Annotated in this window: 14 protein-coding genes and 2 tRNA genes; 8 read left to right on the top strand and 8 right to left on the bottom strand. The window is 58.5% G+C overall.

Annotated features, from left to right (window positions below; all coding sequences use genetic code 11):
• Positions 1–3: 3 nt before the first annotated feature.
• From VFW72_RS00825 to VFW72_RS00790, 8 genes are all read left to right on the top strand, one after another.
• Positions 4–747 (top strand): flagellar brake protein, encoded by a 744-nt coding sequence (locus VFW72_RS00825; protein WP_329672362.1) that lies wholly within the window; start codon positions 4–6, stop codon positions 745–747.
• 55 nt (positions 748–802) lie between these two features.
• Positions 803–1,750, top strand: a complete 948-nt coding sequence (gene hemC / locus VFW72_RS00820; RefSeq protein ID WP_329672361.1) for a hydroxymethylbilane synthase — start codon at positions 803–805, stop codon at positions 1,748–1,750.
• 11 nt (positions 1,751–1,761) lie between these two features.
• Complete coding sequence (locus tag VFW72_RS00815; RefSeq protein WP_329672360.1) at positions 1,762–2,562, top strand: uroporphyrinogen-III synthase; 801 nt, start codon at positions 1,762–1,764, stop codon at positions 2,560–2,562.
• Positions 2,563–2,592: 30 nt separating this feature from the next.
• Entirely contained in the window at positions 2,593–3,732 is a 1,140-nt protein-coding gene (locus tag VFW72_RS00810) for a uroporphyrinogen-III C-methyltransferase (RefSeq protein WP_329672359.1), read from the top strand.
• Positions 3,733–3,743: 11 nt separating this feature from the next.
• Positions 3,744–4,997 (top strand): heme biosynthesis HemY N-terminal domain-containing protein, encoded by a 1,254-nt coding sequence (locus tag VFW72_RS00805; RefSeq protein WP_329672358.1) that lies wholly within the window; start codon positions 3,744–3,746, stop codon positions 4,995–4,997.
• Between the two features lie 76 nt (positions 4,998–5,073).
• A tRNA-Arg gene (locus VFW72_RS00800) sits at positions 5,074–5,150 on the top strand.
• Positions 5,151–5,217: 67 nt separating this feature from the next.
• A tRNA-Arg gene (locus VFW72_RS00795) sits at positions 5,218–5,294 on the top strand.
• Between the two features lie 164 nt (positions 5,295–5,458).
• Positions 5,459–5,908: a hypothetical protein gene (locus VFW72_RS00790; RefSeq protein ID WP_329672357.1), complete on the top strand. Its 450-nt coding sequence runs from the start codon at positions 5,459–5,461 to the stop codon at positions 5,906–5,908.
• Between the two features lie 27 nt (positions 5,909–5,935).
• Here VFW72_RS00790 and VFW72_RS00785 read toward each other — a convergent pair whose 3' ends face one another.
• The 8 genes from VFW72_RS00785 to VFW72_RS00750 all read right to left on the bottom strand — a co-directional run bounded on the left by VFW72_RS00785 (position 5,936) and on the right by VFW72_RS00750 (position 14,305).
• Complete coding sequence (locus tag VFW72_RS00785) at positions 5,936–7,792, bottom strand: DUF4382 domain-containing protein (RefSeq protein WP_329672356.1); 1,857 nt, start codon at positions 7,790–7,792, stop codon at positions 5,936–5,938.
• A 12-nt stretch (positions 7,793–7,804) separates the two neighbouring features.
• The gene (locus VFW72_RS00780) at positions 7,805–8,317 is read right to left on the bottom strand and encodes a DUF2059 domain-containing protein (RefSeq protein WP_329672355.1); all 513 of its coding nucleotides are present in this window, start codon (positions 8,315–8,317) and stop codon (positions 7,805–7,807) included.
• A 70-nt stretch (positions 8,318–8,387) separates the two neighbouring features.
• Positions 8,388–10,013: an OmpP1/FadL family transporter gene (locus VFW72_RS00775; protein ID WP_329672354.1), complete on the bottom strand. Its 1,626-nt coding sequence runs from the start codon at positions 10,011–10,013 to the stop codon at positions 8,388–8,390.
• 20 nt (positions 10,014–10,033) lie between these two features.
• The gene (locus VFW72_RS00770) at positions 10,034–11,059 is read right to left on the bottom strand and encodes a transporter (RefSeq protein WP_329672353.1); all 1,026 of its coding nucleotides are present in this window, start codon (positions 11,057–11,059) and stop codon (positions 10,034–10,036) included.
• Positions 11,060–11,083: 24 nt separating this feature from the next.
• Positions 11,084–11,872 (bottom strand): C39 family peptidase, encoded by a 789-nt coding sequence (locus VFW72_RS00765; RefSeq protein ID WP_329672352.1) that lies wholly within the window; start codon positions 11,870–11,872, stop codon positions 11,084–11,086.
• Between the two features lie 17 nt (positions 11,873–11,889).
• Entirely contained in the window at positions 11,890–12,381 is a 492-nt protein-coding gene (locus VFW72_RS00760; protein ID WP_329672351.1) for a hypothetical protein, read from the bottom strand.
• A gap of 21 nt (positions 12,382–12,402) precedes the next feature.
• Positions 12,403–13,512 carry a hypothetical protein gene (locus VFW72_RS00755; RefSeq protein ID WP_329672350.1) on the bottom strand — a complete coding sequence of 370 codons (1,110 nt, stop codon included), beginning with the start codon at positions 13,510–13,512 and terminating at the stop codon, positions 12,403–12,405.
• Position 13,513: 1 nt separating this feature from the next.
• Entirely contained in the window at positions 13,514–14,305 is a 792-nt protein-coding gene (locus VFW72_RS00750) for a hypothetical protein (protein WP_329672349.1), read from the bottom strand.
• Positions 14,306–14,894: the final 589 nt, after the last annotated feature.

The following is a 14,894-nucleotide window of genomic DNA, read 5'->3' as shown; positions in this document are numbered from 1 at the left end:
GCCTTGTCTTCTGTCAAAGGCTCCCATGCAAACCTGGACGACTACCGCATCACTTCTGCGGTAGAAATCCAGGCTTTGTTCAAGCAGCTGCTTGAATCGAACACCTTGGTCACCCTCAGCGGCCCCCAAGGCGCCAACCACACCACTTTACTGCTGTCAGTCGATGCCAGCCGTGGCGTGGTGTGCTTCAGCGCCGAAGCGGACGACCCCAGCCTGACATCCCTGCTCGAATCCGACGAGGTCGTCGCCACCGCCTACCTCGACAGCATCAAGGTGCAATTCGACATCGAAGGTCTGGTTCTCGTCCATGGAGGGCGCCACAGTGCCCTCAATGCCGAGTACCCGAAAACCATCTATCGCTTCCAGCGCCGAGATGCCTTCCGGGTCAAGCCCTTCAGCTCGCACAGTCCCCAGGCCCAGTTCCGCCACCCAGGCATGCCCGACATGCACCTGACCCTGCGGATCCTGGACGTCAGTCTGGGCGGCATGGCACTCTTCCTGCCTGAGTCCATTCCCATGATCGATGCGGGTAGCAAGATTGGGCGCTGCATCGTCGACCTCGACGGCGACACGCGAATCGAGGCGGGCATGACCATTCACCACGTCACCGTCTTGCACCCGGAGTACCACGGCGCTCGACTGGGATGTGAGTTCGTTGGCATGGATGGTGGCACCATGCGTGCACTCCAGCACTACATCAACCAGACGCAAAAACGGCGATCAGCCTTGTCCTCGGACAAAACCTGACGATTCCGTCGCGCCCATCCCATCTCGAGGGTGCGGTCGCTGATAGCATCAGCGCATGACTGCACCCGCTCTCTCCCCCCTCTCTCCCTGGGTCATTGCCACCCGCGAAAGCCGTCTGGCTCTGTGGCAGGCCCACCACGTTCAAGCGCTCCTGCAGGACCGGTTCAAACGCGAGGTCCGCTTGCTGGGCATGACCACCCGCGGCGATCAGATCCTCGACCGCTCTCTCTCGAAAGTCGGTGGCAAAGGCCTCTTCGTCAAGGAACTCGAAGTAGCGCTGGAAGAAAAACGCGCCGATCTGGCCGTCCACTCACTCAAAGACGTCCCCATGGACCTGCCTGAGGGCTTTGCCCTAGCCGCCATCCTCGAGCGTGAAGACCCGCGCGACGCCTTCGTCTCCAACCGCCACAGCCAGTTTGCCGAACTACCAGAGGGCGCCGTTGTCGGCACCTCCAGCCTGCGTCGCTTGTCCCAACTGCGTGCGCTGCGCCCCGACCTGAAAATCGAGCCCCTGCGAGGCAACCTTGACACCCGTCTGCGCAAGCTCGATGACGGCGAATACGATGCCATCATCCTTGCCGCCGCAGGCCTCAAGCGCCTGGGCCTGGGAGAGCGAATTCGTCATGCCATCGAACCCGATGTGATGCTACCTGCCGCCGGGCAAGGTGCACTGGGACTGGAAATCCGAGCCAATGACCAGGAGCTCACCGACGCCCTCGCCAGCCTCATTCATCGTCCCACCTGGCTGGCGACGCTGGCTGAACGTGCCGTGTCCCGCGCCATGGGCGGCAGCTGTTCCATGCCACTGGCAGCCTACGCCAGCTGGAACAACGATGGCCAACTGATCTTGCGCGCACGCCTGGGGCACCCTGAACTGGCCCAGATCGTGTCAGCGGAGCTCACGGCCACGCCCACCACCGCAGCCGATGCCGAGACCATGGGGCAAAGCATTGCACAACAACTGAAACAACAAGCCGGGGCTGACTGGCTGGCGGCACTCTGACCGCCACGACCATGCTGGCACTTGTCACCCGCCCGGAACCGCAGGCCAGCGCCTGGGCCCAGTCTCTGTGCGAAGCTGGCTTGCCTGCAAAGGCCTTGCCACTCATCGGCATTGCGGCACCGGAAGACGTGACAGCGGTCCAAATCCTGTGGCGCGAACTCCCCGACATCCGTGCGCTCATGTTTGTCAGCCCGGCTGCGGTCGAGTGGTTTTTTCAACTACGTCCCACTGAGGCCACCTGGCCATCCAGCCTTCTGGCTACGGCCCCTGGGCCTGGCACAGCCAAAGAACTGCTGGCCCGAGGCGCCCCGGTCGGCTTGACATCAGCCCAGATCATCTCGCCTGGCCCCGACGCAGCGCAATTCGACTCCGAGACCCTTTGGCCGCTTCTGGCGCCACTCAACTGGGATAGACAACGAGTCTGCATCATCAGTGGTGGCGACGGCCAGGAAGCACGCGGACGCACCTGGCTGAGTGAACAATGGCGTGCGCGCGGTGCCGAGGTACAAGCCGTGCTGACCTACCAACGAGGCCCCGCCTCGTGGTCTCCGGAACAAACTGAACTGGCTCGCCTTGCGCTGACTCGGCCCCAACAGCATGTCTGGCTGCTCAGCAGCTCTGAAGCGCTGGGCTTTCTCGCCGTACTCAGCCGCTCCCTGCTTCACATCCATCCCCCCCCATGGCCTGACCTTCACGTCATGGCCACCCACCCCCGTATTGCCGAGCGCGCACGCGAGTTGGGTATCCGGCAGATCATCCAGACCCGCCCAGACCTGAATGAAGTGGTGCAGGCACTACGTTGTCTGCCCTGAAACCCAGGGCGTCGATACAATGATTTCACCGTGAGTGACATCAGCGCCCCCCTCCCCGAAAACCGAGCCCCCGTTGTGGCAGCCATTTCCATGGTCGAACCCATTGAGCCTTCCCTGCCCGGCTGGCACCGATGGGCCCTTGTGGTCCTCGGCCTCGTCTGCACCGGTGCGCTCTGGACCGCCTGGAACGCCCAGCAACGCGTCAGAAGCATCGAGCAAGAACTGGTTCGCCGGCAGCAAGACAGCCAAGGTCAAGCGGCCGAAGCTCGCGTTCTGGCGAAGCAGGCGCAGGAACTGTCCCGTGAAGCCGGCGCTCGCACCACACTGCTTGAAACCCGCCTGACGGAGGTCGCACTCCAACGCACGCAGGTGGAAGACCTCATCAAGTCATTGAGCCAGTCGCGCGACGAAAACCTCGTCGTCGACATCGACTCCACCCTGCGCGTGGCCATCCAGCAGTCGGCCTTGACCGGCAGCGCCGACCCCCTCATGAACGCCCTGCAGTCGGCAGATGACCGCATTGCACGAGCCAAGCAGCCCCGACTCAACCCCATTCGCCGAGCGGTGGCCAAAGATCTCGACCGTTTGCGCAGCACGCGTGTCGCCGACCTCGGCGCATTGACCATCCGACTCGACGAGGCCATTCGCCTGGTCGACGAGGCCCCTCTGCTGAATCAGGCCCCCGGCACCCCACGCTCCGCGACGCCCCTGTCAGGCACGCCCAATGGGACGGGCGCCCAGCCCCCCGCCCAAACTGAGGCGAAAGTCGAGCCCACCCCAAGCGACTGGAAGCAGCAAAGCTGGGCCTGGGTTCACCGCACATTCACCAGCGCCTGGGCTGAAACCAAAGCCCTGGTCCGAGTGACTCGCATCTCTCGCCCTGAAGGCATGCTGATCTCGCCTGATCAGAGCTTCTTCCTTCGCGAAAACATCAAACTAAGGCTACTCAACGCCCGTCTGGCTTTGCTCAGTCGACAAACTGCATCCGCCGTTGCCGACATCGAGACCGCTCAAAATGCACTGTCTCGCTACTTCGATACCGACAGCCGCAAGACCCAACTGCTGCAATCCACCCTCAAGGACATATCAAGTCAAAGCCCGCAGACCCTGATCCCCCGCCCTGACGACACCCTGGCAGCGCTCGCGGCCGTGTCTGGGTCCAGCCGTTAACAGGAGTCTCCATGCGTTCGATCGTCTGGCTTCTGTTGCTTTCTGTGGCTGCCGTGGTCAGCGCCACAGCCCTTGGCAGCAACGATGGCCTCGTCACCCTGTATTGGCTTGGCTGGCGAGCTGATCTCTCGCTGAATTTTTTCCTGCTCGCGCTGGTTCTGATCTTCCTGGCCATCCACTCACTCGTGCAAGGCCTCGATAGCCTTTTGGCTCTGCCAGAGCGAGCCAAGCGCTGGCGACTCGCCAACCGCGAAAGGCTTGCGCAAACAGCCCTGCGTGAAGCACTTGGCCTCTACCTGGCTGGACGCTACACACGATCACACAAGGCAGCGCAACGTGCTGTCGCCATTCAGGTCGATACACCCGGCATGGCCTTGGATGCCGAGTTCAGTGCCCTGGCTCATCTCCTGTCTGCTGGCAGCTTGCATCGCCTTCAAGATCGAACTCGGCGTGACGAACACCTGCAACGCGCCCTGGAGCTGTCACAGTTGACACGCAAGCCCCGCGTCACCGAGGAAGGCGCCAGACTGCTGATGGCGGAATGCGCGCTGGGTGACAACGATGCCTCTCGCGCCCTGAAGGAGCTGGCTGAACTTCCCCCTGGCGTGGCACGTCGAACCCAAGCCTTGCGACTGAAGTTGCAAGCCACTCGACTGAAGCGGCTTCCCATGGAGGCGCTCAAAACAGCTCGTCTGCTCGCCAAGCACCAAGGCTTCACGCAAACGGCCGCCGAAGGCCTGCTGCGAACGCTTGCAACCGAAACCCTGTTCACGGCCCGCGATGCGGATCAACTGCGACTGACCTGGTCGCAGCTCGATGCCTCCGACCGAAGCGATCCTCTTGTGGTGTCCAGCGCAGCCACACGTCTGGCACAACTGGGTGCCCCCAACGAAGCGCGCCAATGGCTGGCCCCACTGTGGAATCGCATCCCGCAATTGCCGCACGATGCGGTCGACGCATTGGCCCAAGCGCTCAGTCAGTCGTTGCTTGGCCTTGAACCGGAATGGCTGCCCCGACTCGATGCAGCCACCCCGACCGCCCTGCGTCACCCAGGCCTTGCTCTGGCCCTGGGCTTGGCACTGGCCGAGCGACAACTATGGGGAAAAGCTCGCAGCATGCTGCTATCGGCTGCCAATGACCTCGATCTCGATCTAGATCGAAGAAGGTTTGCCTGGGCGAAACTGGGGCAACTGGCCGAACGAGAACAACGCACAGAAGAAGCCGCTCGCTTCTTCCGCCTCGCTGCGCTGGCTCAAGTTGAGTGACAGCTCATCATTTGTCTCGATTGACACACTGGATATTTACACCCTCGTGAAAACCATGCTATAGTCTCACTTCTCGGCGGCTGTAGCTCAGTTGGATAGAGTACTTGGCTACGAACCAAGGGGTCGTGGGTTCGAATCCTGCCAGCCGCACCAGTTTCAAGCGAGAAGGTCGATCTAGTCGACCTTCTCACTCTGAAAGCGGTAGTCGAGAACGTTTTTAGCGGCTGTAGCTCAGTTGGATAGAGTACTTGGCTACGAACCAAGGGGTCGTGGGTTCGAATCCTGCCAGCCGCACCAGTAAAAAAGGTCAGCAAGTCAACTTGCTGACCTTTTTTCTTTGCGGCTCACACTGCAAGCTCACCTCGATGAGCCCGCCAGACCCATCACCTCCGCACCCAGCGCTCAAGTGATGGCCCCAGCATCCGAATACAAAGCATTCCTCATGTCGTGGAGCTTTCGTCATGCCCAAAGCCATCTCCGCTTGTTTCGCCCTGATTCTGACCGGCCTATGCTCAGCCAGCCACGCAGACATCCGATCCGAATGGGGCGCACCGGTCAAGCTGGGCCCGCCACTCGATGACAACGCCTTGATGGCCGTCACAGGTCAAGGCGCTCTGGATGACAACGCCGTCAAGATTCTTCAGACCACAGGCAAACTAGGCAACCTGGTCTCCAGCCTGGGGCTACGCCCCACTGCCCTGACCGCCGCCCTGCTTGAGTCCAGCGAAAAGCAGATGATCCAGGCGCAACAGAAGATGGCCATGGGCATCACCCAGACCATGGGGCAAACCGTCCAGATCAGCAGCACCATCATCGTGATGGCCGCGCCGATCAGCGCTCCGGTTGCAGGCTTGCCCATGCTTGGCATACCGATGCTGCCACCCAAAGCCAACAACGACAAAGACAAATGAAAAAGCCGGCGATCGCCGGCTTTTCTATCAAGGAATCGAAATCGTGGTTGACGTTCCGTTACGCAGATCGAGCTGCGAGGTCGACCTGAACCAGCGCATTCCCGAGGGAAGCGTATTGCCAGCGTCTTGAGTCCGAATCGCAAAGGCGTAGACCCCGGTGGCATAGCCGTAGGAGTTCGTCCCAGTAGGAAGATCGGTCACGGTTGCCGTTGCTGTGCCATCAGGTTGGATCGTCACCGCTTGCGTTTTCACGATCCCACCGACATCAGAAACGATCAGGTCTGCCCGAGAAACCGAGGTCGGCAAACCCGACGCGGTCACCGTGACCGTCCGAGTCGGAACCGCGGCCTTCAATGCCAATGGAATGGGAGCAAAGGTCGAACCCGAATCGGCGATCGATGCGCCGGACACCGCACCGTCATCATAGAAGCGCCCCAGAGCCATCGGCTTGTAAGAAGCCACGCCATCGACAGGCGTTTCATCCACAAATGTCGCGTTAAAGACGGCTTCAAAGCCCGGCGTATTGCCGTGGTTCTCGCTGGTCAGCGCCGAATAGGCGGCAACCAATGGATTGCCCTTGTGCAGCACCAATGAATTGCGCAATGCACCAGTAAACGGATCCGTATTGCCAGAGACAAACTCATAGGGCAACGTGCCAACGCCCGACTCCGCGCGAGAAAGCAATCGCAAACCGAGGATCACCCGAGAATTGGCCGGATCTTGGCTGGCCGACAGGTTGGCTTGATTCTCCAAATCGGCGACACCCAACAGCTGTGGGCGGATAAACGATCGATACGTCTTGCCATCACTGCCATCCCAAGTACGACCCAGGTAGGTTCCAATCAGGCCAACACCGTCCTGTGAAAACGAAACCAGGTCGGTACTGACTGGCTTGATGGGAACATCTTGAATGACCATCGTGCGCATGCCCTCGCCACGAATGACCAGATCATACGTATTGACACTGTCGCCCTCGTCTGGCGCAACAGGCCCCAGGAAGAACACGCCATTCCCTTGGGCAAGCCCCTGACCCACTTCGGCACTTGGCGCCACTCGAGTCGTCATGATGGCAGCCATGCGAGGAAACAGTCCATCACCTGACCGCTTGTACAAACTGACCATCACATTCGATGCACAGCGGGAACCGGATGGCACGCTGGCAACACTGCTACCGCAGAGGTAAGCCGGATCCAACTGCCCCCAAATGATGCCCGCGTCCGACCCTGTCCGGGTGGAGAAAGATCTCATGCGCAGAGTGGCACCATCTGCTGTGGACCAACCCGCATCAAATCGAGCCAGATTACGATCCAACCCCAAATGAGAAATCATCCCGCCGATGATGGTGGAACCACCCGACGAGGACGAAATGCTCACGCCACGATCCAGGCGGAACCCCGCTTGAAGATTGGGCAATTCAAGGGGCACGACAGCACCACCGTCGTATTCGATCTGCGCGTTATAAGTCAATGACTTGGCTGAAGCGCTCGACTTCAGCTCCTCATCGTGCCCCGCCAGAATCAACCGAACCTGCTGATAGGTTCCGATCGGAACCGACACCCCACCAGTGGCGGAACCCACGATGTATCCATTCGGCGCCGCAAGGTCAATCGTGACCGGCAGACCGAAGGTAACCGTCTGCCAAGTGGTATCTCCCGGCGTCCACGCCCGATCAATGTCCTCGTTGAGGATGACCTTGGTGACAGTCACATAAGCGTGTTTGATGCCGGGCAGCCCGCCACCCGAATACGCCAACACAAACTGGCCTGTGCTTTTGACTTGGCCCTGCTTCCCGGGGGGATTCCCACCGCTACCAGAACCGCCACCACACCCCGTTGTCGCAACAGCTGCGACAGTCAGGGCAACCAGAGCCAGCAGTCGACGCATCTTCAGCAATCCTTACTGGCCCACCATCACGGCGGCGCGCAGCTTCAGACCCACGGCTTGGGTCATGGTCTTGCCCTTGTCTTCAATGGCCACATGCGTTTCCTCAGCGACCTTGGTGCCCAGGGCCTTTTCTGCCTGAGGAATGAACTGCTCGAATTTCTTCTTGATGGGGGACTCAAGCAGGGCCACGATCTGCTTCAACTCTTCTTCCGAAAAGTTCTGCACCAGCATCGGCACCACGGTCGCAGGAATCTGGCGGCGGGCAGAGTCTTTGGCGATCGGGGTCACGTCATCCACGTACTTCTGCACATCGGTGGCGATGTCACGCATGGTGGCATCGCGCTTTTCCGCGGTGACCTTGCCTTGCAATGCAATGCGAGACTGGTTCATGGCTTCGGTCGCGCGGCGCTGAACCATCATCACTGGCACATCTTCTGGATGCCACAAGGTCAGGATCTTGTCGATCAGCTTCTGCTTTTCAGCCGAAACGGGCTGAGCGTGAGCCGCCCCCATCGACGAACACATCACAGCTGCAAAAATCAGCGAACCCAGAACAGCACGACGAGGCGAAAGTGAGAACATAAAGTACCAGTGATCAGAAAGGTTTGGTGATGTGAACACCGACGTAGCGCAGCACGGTTTCGCCGCTCAAGTCGAGTCCTGCATACGGGTTATAAATCACATTGAAGAACTTGTCACAGTTCAGGTTGCAGCTGGTGTTGGCTGGGATGTTGTATTTACCCTTACCCAAGCTGAAAGTCGCATCCAGCTTCAAGCCATCTTTCTTGGTGAAACCAAGACCAATGCTTCGAACTGTGAGGTCTGGCAGGGGCGCCACCAAGTCGAATGCAGAGGTTGGAATCGACGACTTACGTGGCTCGTAGCCCAGTCGCAACTTCAGCGCCTTGGTCAGACCAATTTCCGCACCGAAGCCAAAGTGAACCACGTTTTTGTAGCCACGGGGCAACACGAGCTTGGATGAGTCGGCCTGACCGAACATGCGCGCCATCTGAAGCAGGGTCACGGTTCGATCGAATTCAACTGTCAGCTTGTTCCATTCTCTCCAGTTGGAATAGCTGGCGTCCACGTTGAGCTGGAAACGCTCGTGCGGTTTGATTTTCAGGCCGACCTGGTAGTGTGCAGGGAACGGCAAACGCATGGTGGCATTGCCCGATTGCACGGCCGGGATGGAGGTGGGGAAGCCGAGCATCGATGCCAGAACTGGACCGAACAAGCTGCTGTACATCCCTTCGACAAAGCGGCGCAGCATGGGCTCGGCTTGGAACTGATAGTGCCCTGCCAGCGTGGTCTTGCTGCCAGACTGATACACGGCACCCAGTGCAAACCAGTCCTTGGGCTCCCACAATACACCCAGGTTATAGGTCGGCTCGCCCGGCGCGGTCATCTCAAAGTCCATGTTGGCGACCTTGTTGAATGGACGCAAACGCCCTTCTTTACCGCCACCACACAAACCGAATGTGAGCGAATCGATCAAGTGACCGTTGTCACCACACCAGGCATCTTGCAGCTTGCCGATCATGCCCAACAGCTTGTTGGGGAACCGCACATCGGTATTGAGCTGAAAACCTTGGTGAGAAATTGGAATCGCCAAACCCACGCGCAAGGTATCGGAGATCTTGTAACCGACCGAAGGTGACAGAAGCGTCAAACGCTGCAAGACCACCGACTTACCCATATAGCGGGCTGGGTCGTTTGGGTCATTACGCCGAATGGGAGCCGCCTCCGAAGCATAGACATTGGTCGCAAATGTCCAGGGCGAGCCTGGTGTGTTGAAACCAAAGCCCAAGGTAGCCGCCACCGCAGCGGGCAAGCTGAACTTGGGAACACCGACGCCGGGAATGAACAGGGTCTGCTCTGTCTTGCCGGTTTTACCGAAGTTGCCCACCGCGGACTTGACCAGGGGGTCTTCCTTCCAACCGCCGATATCGAACCCCGCGGGCTGAGTCAACTGAGCGTTGACACGCAGCGAGGCCCCGAAGATCGCGTCAGTCTTGACGTTACCTTCGATGCGAGCCAGACCCGCCGGGTTGAAGTGAATCGAATCGAGACCAGGGGGGTCAGCAGTAACGGCGTTGCCCAAAGACATCGCCACGACACTGGTGGCAAGGTTGTCGGTCAACGCCGCCTGTGCAGCACCAAACCCAGCCAGCAACGCCGCGGCTACAGCGAGCTGAGATGGACGCAAATGACGAGGAGTCATGATCAATTACCCGTCACGCGTCAGAAGTTCAGCGGCATGTTCACGCCCAGAGAGAAGTCTGGCGAATCGGAGGTCATGCCCACACCCAGGGTCACGTTGACGGTGGTCTGAGGAGACAAGCGAACCCCCATGCCGTAGTTCATGACAGCCGCATTCTGCAGGGTGGTCTTGAACTTGTAGCCGCCGTCGAATCGCAGGGTCGAGGGCCAGGAAATCGAGTGCTGCAGGGCGAAGTTGACCGAGATGTCATAAGACAGCGAGTAGGCAAAGCCCACGCCGTAGCCGAAAGACGGACCAGGCTTGACCGAAACCAGTGTACGACCGCCACGCTCCTGAGATAGGTGCGAGGCTTCCAGGCTGTAGGTGAAGTTGGCATTACCGAACAACGCCACAGGGTCAATCACCTTGGAGATGTTCAAACCGCCGGTGAAGGCGGTGACACCGGAGCCGGTCGCCAGGCTCTTGGTGGCATCGGTACGGTAAGGACTACGCCCTGTCGGCAAACGAACGGTGCCACTGGCTGTGATCGTAGGCTGGTCACGCTTGAGCTCGAAAGGCTGCCAACGCGCCCCAAGGGTCATGTCGCCAATCGAGTGGGACATGCCAGTAAAGGAGGTCGACTCCGCATAACGGCTCACCAACGACACCGACGCAGTGCCCGTCAGGTTATCGAGCAAACCGTAGTCAGCAGACAGCGTATTGGTGAAAGTATGCGAGCGCGTGTTCTCAATTTTGAACAGAGTCAGCTGGCTGCTTTCCTCATCGAACTGGGCGTCGATGGACTGCTGACCGATGTAGGAGTAGTTCAGATCGTATGTCGCAGCAAACTTACCTTTGCGCAGCATGGAGTACTGCTTGTCGCGCGAGGTCAAGGTTTCCTTGAGCAGGTCAGTCTGGTCAACGTCGCCCTCTTGCTTGCCCAATGCGTTACGCACAGCGTCAGAGCTGTCGCTCGCAGTCTGAGCCCATACCGAAGCAGACGCCAGACCAAACAATGCACCTGCAAACAAGGCACCCAGAGCGCGATTGGATTTCTGAAACAACATAAATGAACCTGTATTTTTCTTTCGTTATTGACGGCGCAGAGTCTGGATGCCCATCTGCTGCCTGACGACCTGCTCAAGGGCCAGCGAATTATTGAGTGCCTTCATATCAACCTGAGGACGAATGAGGTCGTCATCGATCAAACCCAATTCCTTGTCGCTCAAAGCCAGATTCAGCAAGGGCTTGCCCTGATCGGCAGGCAAACTCAGAATCAACATGACCTTGTTATCAGCCCACCAACGCTCGAACTCGACATCAGAGAAAACGATGTAGCCAGCAGACGGATCGGCAATGAAGACCTTGCCATCGCGAACGCCGCGCACCACCACAAAGTGCTTGCTCCCACCATGCGTGATCGACACGATGGCGGGCTGACGCAAGTTGGCAAGGTCAGCCAATGTGCCACGATAGCCCGCAGCCACGGCACCGAGGGTGAGCACATAGCGCTTCATGTCGAGCATCGAGAAGCCGCGCCGCTCGATGATCTTCTCTTTCTCGCCGTGGGCCATCATCCCTTCCATGGCCGCTTGCTCGGTCACATTCATGCCCAGATAGCTGTTGATGACCGTAACCAGTGCACCCGAACCACAACTGAAGTCATACATCTGACGGTTGATGTTCAGGTATTTGAATTCGGAATAGGGACGAACCATGGCTGTCATGGGCACATTACCGCCCGCGACATTACCAAGTCGATTTGCCGGAGAAAACTGGAATTCGACGAGCTTCGGATCTTTCTCGGCCGGCGGCACCTTGGACTGCACACCTGCACCAATGATGAAGGCAGCACCCATTCCCAACAGAAGTGGCAGCATCAGACTATCCCAACCCTTTATTTCGCGGGCCAAATATAAACATTTCCAGTCACTGTGGCCGAACCATTGAGCAGCCATTGACCGTAGTTATAGGTTGGCACCGCATTCTTGTCGTTCTGAGCCGACAACGACTGGAACCCGAAGTGATCAAACCCCACGTAAGCAGGCAAGGTCACGTCAATGTAGTCGCCCACATCGGCAGGACCTGCTCGCGCGTCGATGGCCATCCCCCAGAAATCGACGACACCCCCAAAACCTCGCATGACGATGAAGGTGTTGAGGTCGCGTTGAGCCTCATAAAAGCCCACACTGATCGCGCTGGACAGCTCTACTTCGGTGCGGTTGGGGCGCCACTCCAGATGCAAGTCAATGCGCACACCATCAGCACCGGTTACGGCTGAGAGGTCTTCATCGTGCAGCTCCTCGACAGCAGCCAGGGCTGAACCCGCGCACCATACGCAAGCCCCAGCAACAGCCACTGCACGCCACCACTTCGAGGTCAACGACATCCACTTCTTCATGCGCGAACCTCAGTAAGGGTTACGGAAGACAACATCCAGATAACGAATCTGCATGCCCCCCACGCTCAAGCCACCAAAATTGGTTGTAACTGGTGCGGCGGCGGTGCCGTTCTTGATGACGATCTCGTCAACAGAAAATGCCCCGGTCGGAATTTGATTTTCGTCTGTTCCACGGTACCACTCGATGCCCATATGCAACACCGGTTTGCCATTGGCATCGGTGTAGGCATTGATGATGCCGGGCTGCATGATGACGTCAGCCACTTTCCAAGTCTTCGTTGGATCGGTGTCGACGCCTGTCTTGCTGGCATTGGCTGCGCCGATCTTGATGCCCTTGAGCGCCATTTCAGTGGCCGCATAGGTCAGATTGTTGTTGGCGTCATAAACGTCCACGTCGTTGCGGCCGCGAGGGCGGAGAATCAACGCGCCGATTTCAACGTTCAAGTCCAAGCCAAAGGCAGCACCTCGAACATCGTTGTTGTTCTGGTAGGTCCAGGCTGGGGCCAAAGCAATGCCACCACCGCGCACCACCATGTCCTTGACGATCCAGGCACCCATGTCGTGCGTTTGGGCGGCGGTTCCGTTGACCACGCCAGTCGCCACTTTCCAGTCGTAAGCGACGTTCCACTTCATCTCACCATTGAGGTTCTTTGGATTGCGCAGATAGATCACCTGCTGCTCGCGTTTGGTCCGAAGAGGATCATCTGCCGCGAGGTTGTCGGGGATTGGCACCTCGTTAGGAACGATCACCGTCTCGACTTGAATTTGATACGGATCGTTGAACAGATCGAGTGGATTGCTCGGATCGGTACGGCTGATGCTGATGTTGCCATGCTCGATATAGCTGACAGGCTTGGAAGGATCCAGCATCAAAGGGTCACCCGGATTGGCTGCTGTGCCATCACCCTCGTAGGGCATGGTGTAGGTCAGCGTCAAAGGGGTGTAGCCGAAATGGGCAGCCGAGTTCAAAGAAAAATTGCGCAAATTGAGGTTCACGCCATCTTGCCCACTGACCGAAGACAGCTGCTCGTCATCAAGTGCGACGAGACCGGAGGCGGATGCCACGCCTGTTACGCCAGCCCAGATCGAGAAGGTCAATACGGATACAACGCGCTTCATATCAACCTCCTTGCAAACGACGAGGCATGGATGGCAGTGGGTTCACCATCACGGTACCAGACAAGTCCTGATAGGTGAGCCCTCGAGTCCAGTTGATGCCCATTCCATCTGGCGCCGTGTTGCTGGTGCCATCACCGAAATTCGAAACCGCCTGGGTCAAGATCGACACAAAGAAGTCGGTGTCGCCCGTGGCTCGCACCTGCCCCACTTTGTTCATCGCGATGGTTCCACCGACACAACCGGAGCCGGTTCCCGTACAGGCAAAGTTAGCTTGCGCGCCATCGGCTTGAGACAGTGTCAGGGTACCCGCGTCAGATGCGGCGCCCATGCCGTTTTCGATCCGGATGTTGCCGCGCAGGGTGTTGAACAAGGTCCCCAGATCGCCCGTCATTTTGCCGAAGCCGAAACGGGCACCAATGATTTCGCGGTCCCCCACGTTTGCCGAATTCTGGTTTTTGTAGACCAACTCGAGGTAAGGGTCGGCGAGCTGCACGTAAGGCAAGGTGTCGGCACCGGCTCCAGGGGACTGAACAAAGCGCAACTCTCCGATATCGATCACCGGTGAACCAGAAGGACCCGCCTTGATATTTGAAAAATTGGCATTGAGCTTGATGTCCGCGTTGAGCGTGATGCGGGTGAAGTCAAACAAAACACCGTTGGCAGCATCGGCATCGCGGTTCTGCACTGAGAACATGGCTTGGCCCCAGATGTCAGCCAGTTCGTCATCGCCCATAGGCGCGCCCTGCGCATAAACCGAAGAAGACGCACAAGCCGCCCAAATCAGGATGGACACAGCCAACGGCTGACGTCTTTTCGCTATCACGTTACCCATAGGACCTCAACGAAGACTCTCGGAAACCCAGACCAATCAATTCGACACCCCCAGGGCCTCGAGGTTCCGGCAATTGGCCCTCAAAAGACCCCAGACTATCCCTAAGACCAGCCTTCACCTCCACATGGAAGTCGTGCTTGTCTGGACATCTGGTGACAGTGACAGATGTTCCATCGTGGGGCGCATTTTGATTTGTCATTCAGAGCCAAGCGATTGGCCCCAAAGGCCACCAAGTTGATGGGGCGGATGAACCCTAAGCACCCCAAATCCAGCCCGCAAAGACAAACCCCGCTGCATTGCTGCAGCGGGGTTCGTTCTTGGCTTTGATTCAAGCCGCCTGAGCCACTGACTCAGACTGGCTGGACATCACGCCCCAGATCAGTGGGCGAACAACCAGATCTTGGTGCCTTGCATGTCCAGGTTCTTGATTTCCAGCGAACCGTAGGACTTGGTGCTGTTGCCGTTGGTGATCGAAGCGATCTTGATGGTAGGTGTCAGACGGCTGTCCAGCTTGGCGTTGGGGAAAGCGAACTGAACCACGTCAGAAGCG

The organism is Aquabacterium sp., from assembly GCF_036273115.1.
Classification (GTDB): Bacteria; Pseudomonadota; Gammaproteobacteria; order Burkholderiales; family Burkholderiaceae_C; genus Aquabacterium.
This window is presented reverse-complemented; position numbering and strand designations above follow the sequence as displayed.

Bases quoted from the DNA above. Each gene is read 5' to 3' on its own strand.
- hemC (WP_329672361.1), top strand. From the start codon at position 803: ATGACTGCACCCGCTCTCTCCCCCCTCTCTCCCTGGGTCATTGCCACC.
- VFW72_RS00815 (WP_329672360.1), top strand. From the start codon at position 1,762: ATGCTGGCACTTGTCACCCGCCCGGAACCGCAGGCCAGCGCCTGGGCC.
- VFW72_RS00805 (WP_329672358.1), top strand. From the start codon at position 3,744: ATGCGTTCGATCGTCTGGCTTCTGTTGCTTTCTGTGGCTGCCGTGGTC.
- VFW72_RS00790 (WP_329672357.1), top strand. From the start codon at position 5,459: ATGCCCAAAGCCATCTCCGCTTGTTTCGCCCTGATTCTGACCGGCCTA.
- VFW72_RS00785 (WP_329672356.1), bottom strand. From the start codon at position 7,792: ATGCGTCGACTGCTGGCTCTGGTTGCCCTGACTGTCGCAGCTGTTGCG.
- VFW72_RS00780 (WP_329672355.1), bottom strand. From the start codon at position 8,317: ATGTGTTCGTCGATGGGGGCGGCTCACGCTCAGCCCGTTTCGGCTGAA.
- VFW72_RS00775 (WP_329672354.1), bottom strand. From the start codon at position 10,013: ATGACTCCTCGTCATTTGCGTCCATCTCAGCTCGCTGTAGCCGCGGCG.
- VFW72_RS00770 (WP_329672353.1), bottom strand. From the start codon at position 11,059: ATGTTGTTTCAGAAATCCAATCGCGCTCTGGGTGCCTTGTTTGCAGGT.
- VFW72_RS00765 (WP_329672352.1), bottom strand. From the start codon at position 11,872: ATGCTGCCACTTCTGTTGGGAATGGGTGCTGCCTTCATCATTGGTGCA.
- VFW72_RS00760 (WP_329672351.1), bottom strand. From the start codon at position 12,381: ATGTCGTTGACCTCGAAGTGGTGGCGTGCAGTGGCTGTTGCTGGGGCT.
- VFW72_RS00755 (WP_329672350.1), bottom strand. From the start codon at position 13,512: ATGAAGCGCGTTGTATCCGTATTGACCTTCTCGATCTGGGCTGGCGTA.